Annotated in this window: 14 protein-coding genes; 9 read left to right on the forward strand and 5 right to left on the reverse strand. The window is 49.6% G+C overall.

The features are described from left to right. Positions 1–574 precede the first annotated feature (574 nt). Together KEF85_RS07020 and nifJ are read right to left on the reverse strand one after the other, a co-directional pair. Positions 575–1588, reverse strand: coding sequence for a dihydroorotate dehydrogenase-like protein (locus KEF85_RS07020; RefSeq protein ID WP_215584450.1), 1014 nt, complete (start codon positions 1586–1588; stop codon positions 575–577). Beyond that, on the reverse strand, positions 1581–5216 hold the full coding sequence (nifJ, locus tag KEF85_RS07025; RefSeq protein WP_215584452.1) for a pyruvate:ferredoxin (flavodoxin) oxidoreductase: 3636 nt from the start codon (positions 5214–5216) through the stop codon (positions 1581–1583). The genes KEF85_RS07020 and nifJ overlap by 8 nt, the downstream gene beginning before the upstream one ends. 462 nt (positions 5217–5678) lie before the next feature. Between nifJ and KEF85_RS07030 the strand changes: the two genes are divergently transcribed. Then, positions 5679–7145 (forward strand): selenium-binding family protein, encoded by a 1467-nt coding sequence (locus KEF85_RS07030; RefSeq protein ID WP_215584454.1) that lies wholly within the window; start codon positions 5679–5681, stop codon positions 7143–7145. 108 nt (positions 7146–7253) lie between these two features. After that, entirely contained in the window at positions 7254–7811 is a 558-nt protein-coding gene (locus KEF85_RS07035) for a hypothetical protein (protein WP_215584456.1), read from the forward strand. Between the two features lie 95 nt (positions 7812–7906). On the opposite strand, the gene KEF85_RS07040 is transcribed toward KEF85_RS07035, so the two are convergent. Further along, positions 7907–8089, reverse strand: coding sequence for a hypothetical protein (locus KEF85_RS07040; protein WP_215584458.1), 183 nt, complete (start codon positions 8087–8089; stop codon positions 7907–7909). A 192-nt stretch (positions 8090–8281) separates the two neighbouring features. Between KEF85_RS07040 and KEF85_RS07045 the strand changes: the two genes are divergently transcribed. The 6 genes from KEF85_RS07045 to KEF85_RS07070 all read left to right on the forward strand — a co-directional run bounded on the left by KEF85_RS07045 (position 8282) and on the right by KEF85_RS07070 (position 14449). Further along, positions 8282–9517 carry a hypothetical protein gene (locus KEF85_RS07045; RefSeq protein ID WP_215584460.1) on the forward strand — a complete coding sequence of 412 codons (1236 nt, stop codon included), beginning with the start codon at positions 8282–8284 and terminating at the stop codon, positions 9515–9517. Positions 9518–9858: 341 nt separating this feature from the next. Then, complete coding sequence (gene rpsF / locus KEF85_RS07050; RefSeq protein WP_215584462.1) at positions 9859–10290, forward strand: 30S ribosomal protein S6; 432 nt, start codon at positions 9859–9861, stop codon at positions 10288–10290. Between the two features lie 24 nt (positions 10291–10314). Continuing rightward, the gene (gene rpsR, locus KEF85_RS07055; RefSeq protein WP_215584464.1) at positions 10315–10545 is read left to right on the forward strand and encodes a 30S ribosomal protein S18; all 231 of its coding nucleotides are present in this window, start codon (positions 10315–10317) and stop codon (positions 10543–10545) included. 25 nt (positions 10546–10570) lie between these two features. Then, positions 10571–11479, forward strand: a complete 909-nt coding sequence (locus tag KEF85_RS07060) for a YybS family protein (RefSeq protein WP_215584466.1) — start codon at positions 10571–10573, stop codon at positions 11477–11479. A 45-nt stretch (positions 11480–11524) separates the two neighbouring features. Further along, positions 11525–11971: a 50S ribosomal protein L9 gene (gene rplI / locus KEF85_RS07065; RefSeq protein ID WP_215584468.1), complete on the forward strand. Its 447-nt coding sequence runs from the start codon at positions 11525–11527 to the stop codon at positions 11969–11971. 1290 nt (positions 11972–13261) lie between these two features. Continuing rightward, positions 13262–14449, forward strand: a complete 1188-nt coding sequence (locus KEF85_RS07070; RefSeq protein ID WP_215584470.1) for a glycosyltransferase family 4 protein — start codon at positions 13262–13264, stop codon at positions 14447–14449. A 127-nt stretch (positions 14450–14576) separates the two neighbouring features. On the opposite strand, the gene KEF85_RS07075 is transcribed toward KEF85_RS07070, so the two are convergent. Then, entirely contained in the window at positions 14577–14900 is a 324-nt protein-coding gene (locus KEF85_RS07075) for a nucleotidyltransferase family protein (RefSeq protein WP_215584472.1), read from the reverse strand. Beyond that, the gene (locus tag KEF85_RS07080; RefSeq protein WP_215584474.1) at positions 14885–15394 is read right to left on the reverse strand and encodes a nucleotidyltransferase substrate binding protein; all 510 of its coding nucleotides are present in this window, start codon (positions 15392–15394) and stop codon (positions 14885–14887) included. The genes KEF85_RS07075 and KEF85_RS07080 overlap by 16 nt, the downstream gene beginning before the upstream one ends. A 280-nt stretch (positions 15395–15674) precedes the next feature. Here KEF85_RS07080 and KEF85_RS07085 point away from each other — a divergent pair, with 280 nt between their 5' ends. Then, the gene (locus KEF85_RS07085) at positions 15675–16001 is read left to right on the forward strand and encodes an EthD family reductase (protein WP_215584476.1); all 327 of its coding nucleotides are present in this window, start codon (positions 15675–15677) and stop codon (positions 15999–16001) included. Positions 16002–16084 lie beyond the last annotated feature (83 nt).

Here is a 16084-nt window from a genome sequence, read left to right on the forward strand (position 1 = left end):
TTCCTGATAATAGAATAAATGGGTCTGAGCGAATGGCGACAGTTAACCGCACTATGCACTCGATTTATACATTACGCGGAATATCAATTGCAGTCAGTGCGGCAGCGAACACCGAATTAAATCATCATCACAACAACCTCGGCGCATGTGAATCACTGAACTGTCCTGTATCTGCTCATAAATTGGTCCGTTGAATTGATGGTATACTGATGGATGGTGCTATCTTTTAACAACAGCTGCGCGGGCTGTTATTAAAGTTGTAGGGGCGATTAACCAAGTGTAATCGCCCGTTCGAAGCCAACATTCATCTGCTTATGGTAATATTCATCAAATCCGGTTAGCCTTATTCCAGTTGCATGAAAAAAATTATCAGATCAACTGGTAGAACAAGCTAAATTTAGAGATTGGTTAATAACATGCGTGCGATTACGCGTTGTTAATCGCACCTACACTGGCTGAACAGCGTGAAGCGCATCTCGGTTCGCTAACGGTGCGGTTCGTAAACTCAGCACACCCTATGGTAGCTTTGGGGTTAGGAGATTACAGGCAGCACACCAGCAAACACCGACTTAAATCACCACAACACCCCCGGCGCATGTGAATAACTGTCCAACACCTGCACATAATTGGCTCGCTCGTAATCGCCGGGGTTAATGGCATGTTGGTGGCTGACGCTGCCTTTTAGCTGTTTTACCGAAGCATACTCATGGCTGTCCAGCCAGGCTTCCAACTCATCCAGTATCTCGGTCAAGCGCCCCGGCCCGTGTTCGAGCAGGGCGCTGCATAAATGCACCACATCCGCACCGGCCAGCAGGGCTTTTAATACTTCCGGGGTACGGTGAAAACCGCCGGTTACCGCCAAAGATAAATCCACCCGGCCATACATCAGCGCTGTCCAGCGGATGCGCAGCAAGGCTTCTGCGGCGGTGGACAGTTCCAGTTTGGGTACTACCTGCAAGGTTTCCAGGTCGATATCGGGCTGATAAAAGCGGTTGAACAGGGCTATGCCGTTTGCGCCCGCCGCTTGTAAGCGCCGGGCAAAATGTAGCGGGGAGCTGAATTGGGGTGACAGTTTTAGGGTTAAAGGGATGCTGACTTTGGCTTTTAGGGCTTTTAAGATATCCAGATAGCGGTTTTCCACCTGCTCGCTGCTGTCGGCGCTGTCGGCAGCCAGATAATAAATATTGAGTTCCAGCGCATCGGCGCCGGCCTGCTGCAAAGCCAGCCCGGATTCTATCCAGCCGCCCAGCGATGTGCCGTTTAAGCTGGCGATCACCGGAATGGACAAACAGCTTTTCAGGCGTTGCAGGTTTTCCAGGTATTGTTCCTGATAGGTTTTGATATGCTCCGGCACCGGATGAAATGAATCCGCTTCGCCATGACCGATGGCCTGACCGAAGAAAAACCGTTCCATCTGCTGCTGTTCTGCCGCGATTTTTTCCTCGAACAAGGAGTACATCACCAGCGCCGCTGCACCGGCATCTTCCAGGCGCAGGGCGGTATCCAGATCCTTGCTCAGCGGCGAAGCCGAAGGCACCAAAGGATTGGCTAGTTTTAATCCCAAATATTCAGTGCTTAAATCAACCACGATCTGTCTCCTCAGCCGTTTGTCCGGCCAGTTTGGCTTTTTGTTCGACCACGCTTACCGCCGCCGACCAGTCCAGTTCCGCCAACTGGCGGTAATAACGATAACGGTTTTTCACATCCTGCTGGGCCTGTTGCAAGAAGCGTTCGGCAGCTTCCGGGTCGGATTGCCAGAGCATACTGAACCGGGTTTCACTCATCACAAATTCGCGATAGGGGATGGAGGGTTCAGCTGAATCCAGATGCATGGGATTTTTACCCAGCGCGGCTTTGGCTGGATCGAAGCGGAATAAAGGCCAATGTCCGCTTTTGACGGCCAGATTCTGTTGGCGGTGATTGTTGGACAAATCCACGCCGTGGGCGATACAGGGCGCATAGGCAATAATAATCGACGGCCCGTCATGCGCCTCTGCTTCCAGAAAGGCACTCAGGGTTTGGGTGTCTTTGCCGGCATAAGCCACATGGGCCACATAAACATTGCCGTAATCCATCGCCAGCAAGGCTAAATCCTTTTTAGCGGTGGCTTTGCCGCCGGCAGCAAATTTGGCCACAGCCCCCAAGGGCGTGGCTTTGGAGGTTTGACCGCCGGTATTGGAATACACCTCGGTATCCAGCACCAGGATATTGACGTTGCGGCCACTAGCCAGCACATGATCCACGCCGCCGTAACCGATATCGTAAGCCCAGCCGTCACCACCAATAATCCAGACACTTTTCTTGCATAAATAATCGGCTATATCCAGCAGATTGCCGGCGCTGGGCGTGTCGATCAGGGTCAAGCGCTGTTTCAACTGGGCAACCCGCTGGCGCTGTTCATAAATGCCGGCTTCATCGGACTGATCAGCCTCCAGAATATCCAGCACCAGCGCCTCACCCAGTTCCAGACTCAAGTCGTTGAGTAAGCGTTGCGCCTGATGAGCGTGATGATCGATACCGGCGCGGATGCCCAAGCCAAATTCGGCATTATCCTCAAACAGCGAGTTACTCCAGGCCGGGCCACGGCCTTCGGCGTTTTTAGTCCAGGGTGTAGTGGGCAAATTGCCGCCGTAAATGGACGAACAACCGGTGGCATTGGCCACCACCATACGGTCGCCGAATAATTGCGAAGCCAGCTTGATATAAGGTGTTTCCCCGCAACCCACGCAAGCGCCGGAAAACTCGAATAAAGGTTGCAGCACCATCGCGCCCTTGATGGTGCTGGTTTTCAACAAGCGCCGTTCATATTCCGGCAGATTTAAAAAATACTGCCAGTTCTGGCTTTCCGTTTCCCGCAATACGGCTTGCGGCTGCATATTCAAAGCCTTGCGGCTGGCATTGGATTTATCCCGGATCGGGCAAATATCCACACACAAACCGCAACCGGTGCAATCCTCTGGCGCAACCTGATAACTGATGGACAAGCCGGCCGGAAAATCCTTGCCCAGCATGGCGGCATGTTTAAATTCCGCCGGTGCATCAGTCAACAGGTCGGTGCTGTAGATTTTGCTGCGGATGGCCGCATGCGGACAGACCATAGGACATTTGCCGCACTGAGTGCATAAATCGGTTTCCCAGACCGGAATTTCCAGCGCCAGATTGCGTTTTTCGTAAGCCGCGGTGCCGGTAGGGAAGGTGCCGTCCACCGGCATGGCACTGACCGGCAGCAAATCGCCGCGCCCGGCAATAATCTCGGCGGTAACGCGTCTGATAAACTCCGGCGCATTGGCCGCCACCGGGTTATGGATGTGGCGGTTACCGCTAGGCACGCCCAGCGGTACGGCTTGCAAGCCGGCCAGGGTGGCATCGATGGCCTTGAAATTAAGCTCCACCATGCGTGCGCCTTTTTTGCTATAGGTTTTTTCCACCGCCTGCTTGATGGCGGCAATAGCCTGTTGTTGCGGCATTACCCCGGAAATCGCAAAAAAACAGGTCTGCATAATGGTATTAATACGCTTGCCCATGCCGCATTGCCCCGCAACTGCATAAGCATCAATCACATAAAAACGAATTTGCTTGGCCTGCATTTGCGCCTGCATGGTGGCCGGCAGGCTGGCCCACACCTGATCGGCAGGCACTGGGGTATTTAACAAGAACACCGCATTATCAGCGGCGTTGACCAGCATATCGTAGCGTTCCAGAAAAATGGTTTGATGGCAGCCGATAAAGTTGGCATCGTTTTCAGCAATCAGATAACTGGATAAAATCGGTTCCGGGCCAAAGCGTAAATGTGAAACCGTAATTGCTCCGGATTTTTTGGAATCGTAAACAAAATAACCCTGGGTATAAAAGTCACTGGCGGTACCGATAATTTTGATGGTGTTTTTATTGGCACTCACCGTACCGTCGCTGCCCAAGCCGTAAAACATGGCCTGAAAATTATGCCGGCCAGTGTCGGTGCGGAAGCCGGCATCCCAAACCAGGCTGTTATGCGTGACATCGTCAATGATGCCCACGCTGAACTGATTGGGTGGCTGCTCCAGTTGCAAGGCTTCGAATACCGCTTTCACCATGCCGGGGGTAAATTCCTTGGATGACAGCCCATAACGGCCACCGACGATTTTGGGTAACTGGCTGAATTTGGGCTTGGCGCCGCTGAAATCCTGTACTACTGCCGTTAATACATCTTTATATAAAGGCTCACCATCGGCACCGGGTTCCTTGGTTCTGTCCAGTACCGCAATTTTCCGGCAGCTGGCCGGTAAAGCCGCTAGCAGACGTTCAGCGGCAAAAGGCCGGAATAAACGCACTTTCAGCACCCCCACCGACTGGTTTTGCTGGTTTAGAAACGCTACGGTTTCTTCTACGGTATTGGCTGCCGAACCCATGATCACGATCACCCGTTGCGCATCTGCTGCGCCCACATATTCAAACAACCGGTAACGACGTCCGGTCAGTTCGGCAAAGTGTTGCATGGCGGCTTGCAGGATGTCCGGCAAGGCCTGGTAATAAATATTGACTGCCTCGCGGCCCTGAAAATACACATCGGGATTTTGAGCGGTGCCGCGCAACACCGGCTGATCCGGGGTCAGGCCGCGTTGACGATGGGCCTGCAGCCATTCATCCTTGATCAGAGCGCTAAGCACACTATCGTCAAACACGGAAATTTTGGCAATTTCATGCGAGGTGCGAAAGCCGTCAAAAAAATGCATAAACGGAATCCGGCTTTCCAGGCTGGCAGCCTGGGCCAGCAGGGCAAAATCCAGGGCTTCCTGGGGCGAATTGGCGCACAACATGGCAAAACCGGTCATGCGTGCCGCCATCACATCGCTGTGATCGCCAAAAATTGATAGGCCCTGACAAGCCAAAGCGCGGGCAGCGATATGAAACACCGTGGCAGTCAGTTCGCCGGCGATTTTGTACATATTGGGCAGCATCAACAGCAAGCCCTGTGAGGCGGTAAAGGTGGTGGCTAATGCGCCGGCCTGCAAAGCCCCGTGTATGGTGCCCGCCGCCCCGCCTTCGCTTTGCAGCTCAATCACTTGCGGTACCGCCCCCCACAAATTGCGCTGACCATGCGCAGACCATTCATCGGCCCATTCCCCCATAGCCGAAGACGGAGTAATCGGATAAATGGCAATCACTTCATTCAGCTTATGGGCAATCGTTGCCGCAGCCTGATTGCCGTCTATGATAAGAGTCGTCTGGTTTGGCATAGAGCACCTGTATATATAAAAAGAGGAAGCCTAAAGCTTGGCGGCCATAATAAGGGTATTAGCATCGATTCGGCAGCCCTGGCGCAGCATAGTTCCAACATCGGACAAAACCAATTGCTCCCATGTCCATCATATTAAGCTTAGTAGCGCATCGCTATACTGATATAAATCAAAGATTCAGTTAACTTTTCTGCTTCTACTGCATCGACACAAACAGTATAAGTTGCCGTCCTGTTTCAAAATAAACACATTAACGCATTTATATGTCAATAAGCCATTGAAACATAATAAATATTGTGGTGGCCCGAATAATGCATTACGCCTTGTGCTTGTACTTGATAGTTTTCAGGAACAGGGATTATTGGCGGCTGGGTAGGTTGACCAATAGGCTTATTGCTTGGATTAAGCGCCATCAAATGGTTTGCGTAAGTCCTGACAATCAATTTTAAATCGGGGGAAATTATGAAGATAGAAAGTAATGCCGCAGTTCGTAAAACCGGCTTGATGGTGGGTGCTGTCCTGCTGCTTGGTTATGGCCAAACCTCACAAGCTGTCAAACCGCCGCCGCCACTACCAACTGAAGATACTCTGCTGGTTTGGGCTGGCGATAAGCTGCATAAAGCACCGGATTTTCTCAGCGTGATAGATCTCAACGCCAGCTCCGCGACTTACGGCAAAGTATTACGTACTGTCCCTTTACCTTCTGCTGTATTACCCACCTCGGCCAATGCGCCTTGGGCTAATCTTACTGATAAAAACGGCAACCTTTATGGTGGTGCTATTGGTAACGAACCGCATCATGTGGGCTTATCTGCCGATAAAAAAACCTTTGTCGGCGGCGGTTTGTTAAGCGTGTTAAATGGTCAAAACCAAAGCTTTTTCTTTGATGTGACTAATCCGCGCCAGCCCAGCTTTATTTCTGCCGAAGGCGCACAAGTTGACGGCAGCTTGACTTATGCTTCTATCGCCGACGAATACGAGCCAGTCAGTAATGGTCATTTCCTGGCAACTTTTATGGGCAGTTGGGATGGTAACGCCCCTGGCCGTTTGATTGAATACGATACCCATCATCATGTGGTCGGGGTCTGGCCGGATAAACTCGATGCCAACATCCCGGCCGGCTTTAATCCGCATGGTATTTCATTTGATGAAAGCCGCAATTTGCTGGTCACCAGCGACTTTATCTGCCCCATACATACCATTCTGGGCCATAGTCATGACGGCGGCAACAGCGATTTATTCCGTGGTAGCGTGCGTTATTGGAACTTCGATACCCGGCAAATTAAACAGACCATTCCGGTCGGTGACGGCAAGGCCGGCACGATTGCGGTGGAATTGATCCCACGTGACAGTAAAGAACGGGCTTTTGCCAGCGGTGTGATAGACGGCAAACTGTATCTGATCGACCCAAATGCCGATAGCGGCAAAGGCAGTGCCACACCCGTATTTGATTTTAATACGCATCCCGGCTTTGTTGAAGCAGATGGCACACCACCCTGGCCGCATCTGATCCGGATTAATAAAATCGGTACCCGCTTATTTATCACCCTGAATTATCAAGGCCAACATGGCCGGGTTGCCCAATTCAATATCGAAAACCCAACAGCCCCCAAATTGCTGGGTGTGGTGAATCTGGGTGTTGGTTCCGGACCGCACTTTCTGGAATTGAGTAACGATGAGAAGCGTTTGGTGGTATCCGATTATTTTCTGGATGAAAACCTGGGGGTGGATGCTGCACCTATCGGTATCGTGGGCGTAGAAGGTGATCATAAGGTGCATGTTCTTAATGTCACCCCTAACAATCTGCAACTGGATAGCAAATTCAAGCTGGATTTCAGTAGTGATATTGTCAATATTCCCGGTTATGGCGGTGCATATCCTGTTAATGGCCGACCACATGGCTTTGCCTTGATCAACAGCAAAAAATAGGCGGTCTTTCGTTTGGCATTGTTACCGCTGGCACTGGGCCAAACTCAGTGTGGGCGGTAGCCGGTTCGGCAGGTGTAACCAGCAGTCATTTATTAATAGGAGCATGTTATGAAATTATCCAAGCGCATATTCAACACTGTATTAACCATAGGCCTACTCAGCCTCAGTAGCGGCGCTTCCGCCAGCTTTATTGGCGATATCATTGCCGGGTACGACTATAGTCAGGAAAACAGCTATTTTACAGTCCAGAATACCAGTGGCTTTGATTTGACCAATATTGTGTTTACCGCTAGCGATGGTGCCTCATTTTCCGGTACCTGGCATTTTGGTAATGTTTTGGCCGGTGGCTCATCCACTCAATATTTCGCTGATACCGGCAATGCCTTTCAAGTCGACTTTGATGATAGCTATAGTGGCGGTGGCGATATTAAATATCTGCTGACAGCTTCATGGGACGGGCATACCCTATACAGCAGTTTTAGCGCTAATGACAATTACACCGGTGGCTTTTTGGGCTTTCTGGGTAACGACATCTACGGCGCGGAATACGATGTCAGTCTTTCTGGTGTAGCTGCGGTGTTGGCAGTGCCGGAAGCCGAGCAATACGCATTGCTGCTGCTGGGCTTGCCCATGATAGCGGTTGCGGCTAAGCGTAAATCTGCTTAGAAAACCGCTTATATTTTCTGGTAGGTAAAAACCGCCCACCTGGGCGGTTTTTTTTGAGTTTTTGTATTAGACGCAGTAATGTCGAATCGTGCCTGTTAGCAGTCGATCAATTTTAGTTTGACGGGTACGGTGGGGCGCTGAACGCAGTGAATGCGCATCAATTGCGAACCATGCGCCTGCAGATTAGGTACATCCAGGGCTATGTCTATTTGGAGCAGGCCGCCGATGTTGGCCGCTGTAAAGCTGATGCTGTCTGGCCTAAGGCTTGGCGTTATCAAAATAACATTAAAAGTAATTACATTGTCATTTGAAAACGCCAGATAAGCGTAGTATTATCTGTGCAAGTTTTTCGATGCCGGATGGTGCGGGTGCCGATATTCCTATTAATTTTAGAATCTTAGCTTTATAGCTAAAATAGCCACTCTGCCCATGTTCTGTCATCAGGCCAAATTCGACTTAAGAGAAAATTTATGAGCTTCAAAAATCGCATTAAATTACAGCCTAGCGTCCCAACCTTAATACTAACAGGCATGCTGATGCCGGCAGGTGCGGCTTTGGCGGACAGCACCGACGCCAGTTTGAACGGCTATTCGGGTATAGCCTCTATTTTTCAGGCCGGTTCATCGGCTGTAGACTCCACCTCGAGCGGGCTTGACGGCAGCACTACCGATACTTCCACCACCAGCACAGATACTACTGGTACTGGCGGGGATACCAGTGGCGGCACCGATACCAGCGGTAGCCTGACTGGCGGTTTGGTCATTGATCCAATTCCTGTCGATCCTATTTATCCTATCGATGGCGGCTATATACCCAATAATTACAGCTACCAATATACCATTGCCAGTAATAGCCTGGGCGATAGCATAGGTAGTTCCAACAGTTTCCAGGATGTTATTGCAGCAGATGGCAGTGATACCTACACCTTTAGCCAAAGCAGTTATTTCCAGGCCAGTGATGCCAGTGCAGCCCCTGTCATTCTGGCAGATCCCAATGACGACGGCAGCGGCGTAATTGCCACTTATGCCACCGGCATTAGCGATAATGATGTGGTGGTCGGTTGGGATGTGTTGGGTGATGGTAACCAAAGTATCTTTGAATACAATGTCGCCAGCAATACCTATGTCGATTTAGCGGCACCGCTCAGCGGCGACTTTATCGGTGCCAGCAGTTTCCAGGCTGACGGTGTCAGCAGTAATGGCGAATTCATCATCGGCCAATTTACCAATGCCGGCAATAACACCGAAGGCTTTGTTTATGACACCGTTACCGGTACTTGGACCGTGATTAATGAGACAGCGGATGTTACCGGTTACGACCCGCTCACCAACCCTTATGAATTTACCTCAACCAGCAGTGTGGACAGCAACGGCAATGTCACCGGCTGGTATCAGGATGCCAACGGCAATTCCCATGAATATGTGTTTAATGCTTTAACCGGCGAATTTATTAATAATAATTTGGATGACCCGTCAAACTCTTTGTCAAGTGGTGGCGTAATCAGCGTGGGTGGTTCGGGGCCTGTGGTCTATTATCCGATTTACCAGACCTTGGTTGACGGTGTTAGCACACCATTAACCACAGCCGGAATCAGCCTGGCCCCAGCCGCTGCCGTGCCGCTGCCGGGTGCCTTTTGGCTGATGGCTTCGGCTGTTGCCGGCATTGGTTGGAGCGGTCGCCGCAAAGCAGCCAGGCACCAAGCTTAACTATTATTCACTCTATAGAAAAGCTGGCGCGCCCCTCGATGCCACTTGTTGCATCGAGGGGCGCGTTGCGTAGCCTTTTCAAAGCCGGGAATAGTCAGGCATGATTATCATGGCTTAGGGTGGATTGCCAGTCCTGTCACCAAGCTTTTTCCAAGCCCATCTGTCCAAACCCATCGGGCGCATATTCTGTACCCAAGCGCTAATCGGACTGAATACACAATAAATTGATTTGCAAAAACATTAGCTTCTTTTATAATGGAGAGCTGTTTGGAGTTTTCTGCTCCAAATCCTTGCTTCACTGCCTAAGGGTGGGAAGCTTATTTAAACCGTAAGGAGAAATCATGCGACATTATGAAATCGTCTTCCTGGTACACCCTGATCAAAGCGCTCAGGTTCCTGCCATGATAGAACGTTACAAAGCCACTGTTGAAGATGCGGGCGGCGTTATCCACCGTCTGGAAGATTGGGGCCGTAGACATCTGGCTTATCCGATCAAAAAAATCCATAAAGCCCATTATGTGTTGATTAATATCGAAGTCGATAAAAACACGCTGGAAGAGCTGGAAAGCGGTTTCCGTTTTAACGATGCGATTCTGCGCAGCCTGACTCTGGTACAAAAAGCGGCGGTTACTACGCCTTCTGCTATCGCTTTAAGCGGCAATGACGGCCAAAAAGCCTCCAGCCGTGTTAAAGAAGAAGTTGAAGAAGAAGCCGAAGCAGAAGTAGTTGACGATGCAGAAGTCGAAATAACTGCTGAAGTAGCCCCAGAATAATCAACATTGAAACGAGAAAACTTTATGGCACGTAATAATATCAGACGTAAGAAAGGTTGCCGCTTTAGCGGTGAAGACGCCATCGTGATCGATTATAAAGATCTGGATTTATTGAGCGAATACATTACCGAGACCGGCAAAATTATCCCTAGCCGGATTACCGGTACCAGTGCAAAGTACCAAAGACAGTTGACTTCAGCCATAAAACAAGCCCGTTTTATTGCTTTGCTGCCTTTCTGCGACGCACATAAATAAATAACAGCTGATCGGAGCAAAAGGCGTGCAGTTTCTGGCAACCTTTATCATGAAAGGACGGATGCAGGCCATGATGGTCGCATCCACGCTGGCATTACTGTCTTTGCTTTTTCCGCCGGTCAGTATCGTAAGTTCGGCCACAGTGGCGTTGGTGACACTGCGGCTGGGTGCAAAAGCCGGATTCTATGTGCTGTTATGCAGCGGAGCGGCGGCAGCGGTACTAAGTACCCTGATCCTGGGCGGATATCAATTTGCCCTGGTTTACGGCTTGGTATTGTGGCTGCCGGTGTGGCTGATAGCCATCATATTGCGGGTGGGCAGGAAACTGGTAGTTACCCTGGAACTTGCTGTACTGTTGGGTATGGCCGCCGTTCTGGGGTTTTACAGTTTACAGGACGATCCAGTGCAGTTCTGGGGCGGTCTATTGATGGCGATGATGCGGCCTATGCTGGACAGTCAGCCGGATGTATCGCCAGAGATGGTGCAGCATTCTGCGGATATGTTTGCCCATGTCATGACAGGTGCGGTAGCGGCCGGCAGTGTGTTTGGACTGTTGTTTGGCGTATTTTTAGCCAGATGGTGGCAGGCCAATCTCTACAATCCCGGTGGTTTTCGCATTGAGTATTTGGCATTGCGCGGGCATCGTTCCTTGGCGGTATTCGCCTTGCTGCTATTGGCAGTGGCAAATCTGGGCTCTGGGCAAATTGCGGATATAGCCTGGAATCTGCTGATCGTGCTGTTGGTGTTATACACCTTTATCGGTTGTGCGGTATTACATAGCCTGTTTGCCAATGGCCGTAACAGCCGGTTGTGGCTGAGTGTTTTTTATATCACTCTAGTGGCTATCCCGCATGTCATGCTGCTGGTGGCCGTGTGCGGACTGGTCGATACCTGGCTGGACTTACGAAATAAATTCAAACCAAGTGGGGCGTAAGCTCCCGATTTTTCGGCAAAATGTCGATATAAGAGGTATGTAAAGATGGAAGTTATTCTTCTTGAGAAAACGGCAAACCTGGGTAACCTGGGTGACAAGGTAACCATTAAGGCCGGTTACGGTAGAAATTTTTTGATTCCACAAGGCAAAGCTGTCCCAGCTACCCCGAAAAAAATCAGAGAATTTGAAGAGCGCCGCGCCGAACTGGAAAAGCAAGCTGCCGAAAATCTGGCTGCTGCCGGGGCCCGTGGCGAAGCACTGTCTAAGCTGACTATCGTTATCAACCACAAAACCGGTGACGAAGGTCGCCTGTTTGGTTCAGTCGGTACCCAAAACATCGCTGATGCCATCACTGCTGCCGGCATCGCCGTTGCCAAGCACGAAGTGCGTCTGCCTAAAGGCGTGATTCGTCACGTGGGTACTTATGACATCGATATCAATCTGCATACCGATGTAGTAGTCACTCTGCCGATTAAAGTCGCCGCCGAGTAACGCTGCCATTATCGTAAGCTGCGCTGCAAGCTTCCGCCACCTATCAGGTGGCGGAAGCTTAATGCCCGTGCTTACCATGATATTTTACCGGCTATCTATGCACAACGGTGTAACTACCGGAATCTGCAGCACAGCGGTATTGCCAGCTTATCTACACAGAAGTGCCTTTCTGCAATGTTTGCAGTGGGGTGTTTTTTGTCGTTGCCCCAACGCATGCCTACCTCATTGGGTGTCAATAGGCGCAGCCCTATTGCGGCGGATGTAAGCCATCCACTGACAATATTTTTCAAAAAAACCAATCACTTAACCTAAGGGCTGAGCTTTTTTCCGCTTCTGCACGGTTCCTGGAAAAGCTTTGTTTAATCAGCCGTCAACCCGGTAGGATGTGGTGAGGAACGAACCGCATCATATAGTCATATTAGTTACCACCAATCATCAATTCCGGTTAAGCCTAGGCCAAATATCGAGATAAAATCCATCTTTAACAAAGCCAAAGCGGGAATATTGCTAGTAAGCCGTATTTTTGTTAATCAATGTTTAATGGGATGCCAATGAATATGATCGTGGTGGACATATATTCAAGGTACTGCTGATACTTCAGGTTCTGCCATATTGATGCTGACTATAAAAACAGATTGAGCTAGGTATATAAATTCTTCGGTAATTGTTAAGTCAGTGAGTCGCTATTTTTGCGAAAGCTTGTTTAGGGGCATCCCAGCCCCAACAAGCGGCAAAAATTACGCGACCGCTAATGCCTCCGGCGGCCCCGATTCGTCCTCCTCACCTCGTTCCGACCCAACAAGGGGATCGGAACTTCGGCTCCAAGTGACTTGACGGCGTTTCGCGATGCCTTGCAGGTTTTCTCCGCTTCGCTTCGAAAACCCGCCCGGCGCTACGCCTATCGGGGACTAAAAATCTTCGCTCCACTTACGTTCCGCTTCCAAGATTTTCAGCGGTTGTTGCTTATTTCAGGCATGATGCGGTTCGTTCCTCACCACATCCTACTGGCTGTCACTGCCAATATCTTATTTTTGCCTGGCCGGTTTTGCCATTTTTGGCAAAACTGCTTGGACTATCCCTGACAGCAATCTGGCAGCAGCCAAGCGGATTACTTTAAATCAAAAAATAGCAATATTTTTCATATAGTTAAAAGTGATCCCGCTTACTCATTTCATTAAAAAATTTCTGGCATGCTAAATGCTTTACATAAGTTATAACGACCCGATAACAAAACACACGCTGTTTTCCGGGCCTTAACCGAATACAAAACTTACTGATCTGGAATTATTTATGAAACGCAACTTATCTGTCATGATGCTGGGACTGCGCGGTTTGCCTAATGTACAAGGTGGCATCGAAGCCCATGTGCAAAATCTGGCGACTTATCTGCAGGATCGCGATTGTCAGGTGGATGTGATCGTTCGTGCCCCTTACCAACCGGTTGAATATCGCAAACAATGGAACGGTATCCGTATCCACAGCTTGTGGTCACCGGTTTCCAAATCACTGGAAGCCATTACTCACACTGCAGTGGGTGTGTTATACGCCGCCGTTAAACGCCCAGACATTCTGCACATTCATGCCGTTGGCCCTTCTTTGATGGTGCCTATGGCGCGTATGCTGGGCCTGAAAGTGGTCGTAACTCACCACGGTCAGGATTATGATCGCCAAAAATGGGGCAGAATGGCTAAATTCATGCTGAAAACCGGCGAGTATTGCGGTATGAAAATGGCTAATGGCCGCATCGTGATTTCTGAAGTCTTACAAAATCTGGTACAAGACAAATATGCCAAAAACTCAACGCTGATTCCTAATGGCGTCGTCATGCCGGCTTTGACCGACAGCGCTGCCACGCTGGAAAAATTTGGTTTGACTGCCGGCAAATATATTTTGACTGTCAGCCGTCTGGTGCCGGAAAAACGTCATCTGGACTTGATCGAAGCCTTTAAACAAGGCCGCCTGCCAGGCTGGAAACTGGCTATCGTCGGTGGTTCTGATCATCCCGATGCGTATACCGATGCGGTACATGCGGCAGCCGCCGGCCACGAAGATGTGGTCATGACCGGTTTTCAAAGTGGAGTCGCTTTAAAAGAACTGTTTACCCATGCCGGCATGTTCGTACTGCCTTCTTCTCATGAAGGTCTGCCGATTGCAATGCTGGAAGCCCTGTCTTTTGGTTTGCCGGTCATTGCCAGCGACATTCCTGCCAACCTGGAAGTAGGCATAGCCGATGACCATTATTTTGCACTGGGCAATATTGCCGCTTTGACCGAACGCCTGGAAGCCTTTGCCGGCAAAGCACAAGATAGCGCAGCAAAAACCGAATTACGTGCCTGGGTTGATCAAAAATACAACTGGAATGATATTGCGGCAAAAACTCTGGACGTTTATGAAGCCGTAGCCGGTAAAAAAGCCGGCCGCACCCTGGCAATGCCTGGTCGTCAAATCGAAAGCCAATATCAAGGTTTGATGGCGTAAGAAAAATGGGCAGACTTTGCCCATAGATTAAAAACACTCTGACTATGCTACGCCGGCCCGACTTTGTTGGGCCGGCGTTTTTTTTGACATTAATATCACGTTGCATATCCGAACCGTAACGGTCTAATTAACTTGACGGCATGCTAGTATCCGCAACTAATTCCACAAACTGAGCTTGGATATTGATTTTAAAGTTTTCCGGAATGTCATCCCAGATCAGTAAATCAACTCTAAACGGTAGATTGCTTTCTTCCAGTGCTTCTTGCAGGGCAAAGACTTGCGGCTTTTGTGACGGCTTGGCAAAAACAGCCAGATCGAGATCGGATGTGGTTTGGGCGCAGCCTTTGATGCGTGAGCCAAACGCCCAAACCCTGACCGCAGGTAAAAACTGTTGCAACAGTTTTAACAATAGGCTGTACTGCTTAGGGGTAATGGTCAGTTCAGGGGGCATGACCAGGTTTCTGCCGTCAATGTTTGGTACAGATCAATAGCATCAGCAATAAAATCCACCATCAGCGCCAAGGCAATCTTGGCTTTTTCACCATCGTAGTCATGTGATGGTTGAATTCGGGCATCGGCATAATTCAACCATTGTTCGGTGGGGGCATGAAGTAGGTGGTTTTCGGCAGCAATGCGGAAAATCGGTTTAGGGCTGTTGGGTACATCCGGTAAACCCAGGATTTCAATTAAATAGCGTTTTAAATGTTTCCAAAGGCAGTCATAGCAGGTTTCAAAGCGTTGAATCACCGATTCGGCAATCGCTTCTTTATCCAGCGTCGTTAAATTGCTGCGCTGGACAGAGCCTTGAAAATTGGCAAATTGTAATTCCAATTGTTGCAGCGATTTTTTGAATTTTTGGTAATCAATCATGGGCTGGGCTAGGCGATTAACGCTGATTATTGTCCAATAGAGCAGAGCAAGCAAGGCGTAAGTGCCTGAACTCATCTGTCCTGAGCTGGTGGATTGATTATATATCTATTTTCAAACAGCTTCTAAAGTCACATGCACGCGCTGACCAATTGCTACGGCAGCGTTGACCAGTGCATTCATAAAGAAATTTGATACCCGGTAAATTCCTGATGAATTTTGAACTCAAATTTCTGCATTTGCCTGTTACAGTTAATATATAGGTATAAGCTATAGATTCATAGAAAGTTGGTATTTTACTTCTAGCTTAACTAGTTGTTTAATAGACCTCACCAACACTAACTCATACGAGAAAACTATGAAACAAGCAAAATTAATTGTGATCTACCCAACTCCTACCGATTTGAAAGAGTTTGAAAAACGCTATGCAGAAGAGCATGTACCAATGGCGGTAGAAAAGCTGGCCGGCAAAACCAAATTTGTGGCTTCGCTGATTACCGGTGCGGCTGGAGGGGCGGCAGCACCCTATCATCGGATAGCCGAAGTTTATTTTCCATCGGCAGCTGATCTGGTTGCCTGTTTGAATTCAGCAGGTGGTCAGGAAACGGCTCAACATGCAGTGGCTATTTCCACCGGCGGCGCACCCTTATTCCTGACTGCCGAAGTCGAGACATTTGATTTTTAGTCACAAAGGTAGCCTCGATGCCGCGTTGCGGCATCGAGGCTAGGCTGACTTTGTTGTCGGGGTGTGTCCAATACCGACCGGAC

The organism is Methylomonas paludis (genome assembly GCF_018734325.1).
Classification (GTDB): Bacteria; Pseudomonadota; Gammaproteobacteria; order Methylococcales; family Methylomonadaceae; genus Methylomonas; species Methylomonas paludis.